Annotated in this window: 3 protein-coding genes; 2 read left to right on the top strand and 1 reads right to left on the bottom strand. The window is 56.0% G+C overall.

The window, feature by feature from the left end:
• Positions 1-204: 204 nt before the first annotated feature.
• A complete protein-coding gene (locus QLG09_RS22225; RefSeq protein WP_049022625.1) occupies positions 205-1,110 on the bottom strand; it encodes a LysR family transcriptional regulator in 906 nt (301 codons plus the stop codon).
• A 109-nt stretch (positions 1,111-1,219) separates the two neighbouring features.
• On the opposite strand from QLG09_RS22225, the gene QLG09_RS22220 reads away from it, so the two are divergent.
• Positions 1,220-2,080, top strand: a complete 861-nt coding sequence (locus QLG09_RS22220) for a pirin family protein (protein ID WP_049022626.1) — start codon at positions 1,220-1,222, stop codon at positions 2,078-2,080.
• Between the two features lie 20 nt (positions 2,081-2,100).
• Positions 2,101-2,778 carry an isochorismatase family protein gene (locus tag QLG09_RS22215; RefSeq protein ID WP_044860179.1) on the top strand — a complete coding sequence of 226 codons (678 nt, stop codon included), beginning with the start codon at positions 2,101-2,103 and terminating at the stop codon, positions 2,776-2,778.
• Positions 2,779-2,973 lie beyond the last annotated feature (195 nt).

The following is a 2,973-nucleotide window of genomic DNA, read 5'->3' as shown; positions in this document are numbered from 1 at the left end:
GACAGCCAGTTGGACAGACTGAGCGCGCAGCGAACAGGCTGCCCGCAGGGCGAGCAAAGCGAGTCAATTCCCCCCTCACCGACATATTTAAGATGAGAGCTCGAACGAAAGTACGGGCTTTTTTCTTTTATATTCTCCGCCCGCGCAGCATGAGACCTTGTGTGGTGTAAGATCCTCACCCTCGCTCCAGGGGAGAGGGAAAGATTAATCTTCCACCATCCGCGCATACTCTTCAGTAAGAAAATCCACCAGTGCCCTGACAGACGGGAGTAACCCGCGTCTTGAAGGATACACAGCATGTATCACCTCACGTCGTGGCTCCCAGGCATCAAGTACGCGAATGAGGTCCCCTGACGCAAGCTGCTCTTTCACCATCAATATGGGCAACTGCACCACGCCGATACCCGCTATAGCCGCTTCACGCAACGCCAGCATATCGGTAGTGATCAGGCGAGGATGGTAATGGATTTCCGCCTTCGCCCCTTCGGGTCCGCTCAGTTCCCATTTATGGATGTGTTTACCCTCGTTCGTGCTTAATCCAGGCCAGGCACTGAGTTCAGAGGGCACCAACGGTTTACCCATCCGCTGAATCAACGCCGGTGCGGCGACCAGACAATGTCCCCGGTCAGCCAGTACCCTTAACACCAGATCGATGTCATCGAACGGACGCGGGCGCACACGGATCGCGACATCAATCCCCTCCCCCACCAGGTCTACCCGCCGGTTGGTTGCCTCAAGCTGCAGCGCGATCCCTGGATAGCGCGCCATAAATCTCGCCAGCATCGGGCCAACATGGACATGCAACAATGTTATCGGGCAGGTGATCCTGACAATACCGCGCGGCTCAGCCTGCAACGCGGCTACCGCCTCCTCAGCAGCTTCTGCTTCCACCATCATCGCTTTACAGTGCTGATAGAAGGTCTGGCCAACTTCTGTCACCGTAAACTGCCGCGTTGTGCGATGTATTAACCGCACGCCAAGCCGCTCTTCCAGCTGAGCTATCCGGCGGCTTAGCCGGGACTTCGGCAAATCGAGCGCACGCCCCGCTGCAGCAAAACCACCGTAGTCGACCACCTTCACAAACCAGACGAAGTCATTGAGATCCTGCATAAATCCTCATCGTTCTATTTTCAGAACAGTGAATGCCATTTTCACTATCTACCGGGATATTAACGCTGAATATAAGCTAATTACATCAACAACGCTTCAGGAGTTCATCATGAAAAACGTAACAGGCGTGTATACCGCTCCCCGTCAACACTGGGTTGGTGATGGTTTCCCGGTACGTTCAATGTTTTCTTACCAGACGCACGGCGAGCCACTCAGCCCGTTCTTGCTGCTGGACTACGCCGGGCCATACACCTTCCCGGCGGATGGGGCAAAGCGCGGCGTCGGCGAGCATCCGCACCGGGGTTTCGAAACGGTCACCCTCGTCTATTCCGGCGAAGTTGAACATCGAGATTCCACCGGCAGAGGCGGCGTAATAGGCCCCGGGGACGTGCAATGGATGACGGCGGGCGCTGGCATTTTGCACGAGGAGTTCCACTCCAGCGCGTTCGCGCAGAAAGGCGGTGAACTGAAAATGATGCAGCTGTGGGTCAACCTGCCTGCCAAAGACAAAATGGCGACGCCGGGCTACCAGAGCATCACTAAGGCGGATATCCCTGTGGTCACGCTGCCGGATAACAGCGGCTCGCTGCGGGTTATCGCAGGTCGCTACGAGGATGTTGCTGGCCCCGCACACACCTTTTCGCCGCTAAACGTCTGGGACATCGCGCTCAATCAGGGTAGCCATCTCACGCTCAGTCAGCCGGAGGGCTGGAGCACGGCGCTGGTTGTGATGGAAGGCACCATTACGGTGAACGGAACAGCCCAGGCAGGTGAGGCGCAGCTGGTTGTATTAAGCCAGCAAGGCGACACACTCCATCTGGAAGCGAGTCTCGATGCCAAAGTCCTGCTGATGGCCGGCAAGCCGCTGAATGAACCCATCGTGGGCTATGGGCCGTTTGTGATGAACAGTAAAACCGAAATCGCGGAAGCCATTCGTGATTTCAACTCCGGCCGCTTCGGCCAGATCTGATGGTAATAAAGGAGAAGAAGATGTCTGCACCTGCAAATTTTAACGGCTCACGCCCGGTTATTGATGTAAACGATGCGGTGATGTTGCTTATCGATCACCAGAGCGGACTTTTCCAGACCGTGGGGGATATGCCAATGCCAGAGTTGCGCGCACGTGCTGCGGCGCTGGCAAAAATCGCTACCCTGGCGAAGATCCCGGTGATCACCACCGCTTCTGTTCCACAGGGACCGAATGGCCCCCTTATCCCGGAGATCCACGCTAATGCGCCACATGCGCAATACGTTCCACGTAAAGGTGAGATCAACGCCTGGGATAACCCGGAGTTTGTGGCTGCGGTGAACGCCACCGGGCGCAAAACGTTGATCATTGCCGGCACCATCACCAGCGTCTGCATGGCGTTTCCCTCTATTAGCGCAGTCGCGGAGGGTTATAAAGTGTTTGCGGTTATTGATGCCTCCGGCACCTACAGCAAAATGGCTCAGGAGATCACCCTGGCGCGCGTGGTCCAGGCCGGGGTGGTACCAATGGATACCGCGGCGGTTGCCTCTGAGATCCAGCGGACATGGAACCGGGAAGATGCAGCCGAGTGGGCTGAAGTGTATACCCATATCTTCCCTGCCTATCAGCTGCTGATCGAAAGCTATACCAGAGCACAAGAGGTGGTCAAAAACAGCGAAGTGCTCGATTCACAGCGTTAATCACCGGCTCCACGGTCAAAAAGACGTGGAGCTGATTATTGCTTAACCGAACAAGCACTAAAGCAGAAAATCTGCTTGACCGTTTTAGCGCAACTCCCTATAGTAGCGCCCCGTTGCCCCCCAAGCGGTCAGGCAGCAAAACAATATGGTGAGGTGTCCGAGTGGCTGAAGGAGCACGCCTGGAAAGTGTGTATA

This window comes from Enterobacter sp. V89_11 (genome assembly GCF_029967775.1).
In the GTDB taxonomy this organism is placed as follows: Bacteria; Pseudomonadota; Gammaproteobacteria; order Enterobacterales; family Enterobacteriaceae; genus Enterobacter; species Enterobacter ludwigii.
The sequence above is the reverse complement of the archived record's forward strand: the minus strand, read 5'-3'. Positions and strand labels throughout refer to the sequence as shown.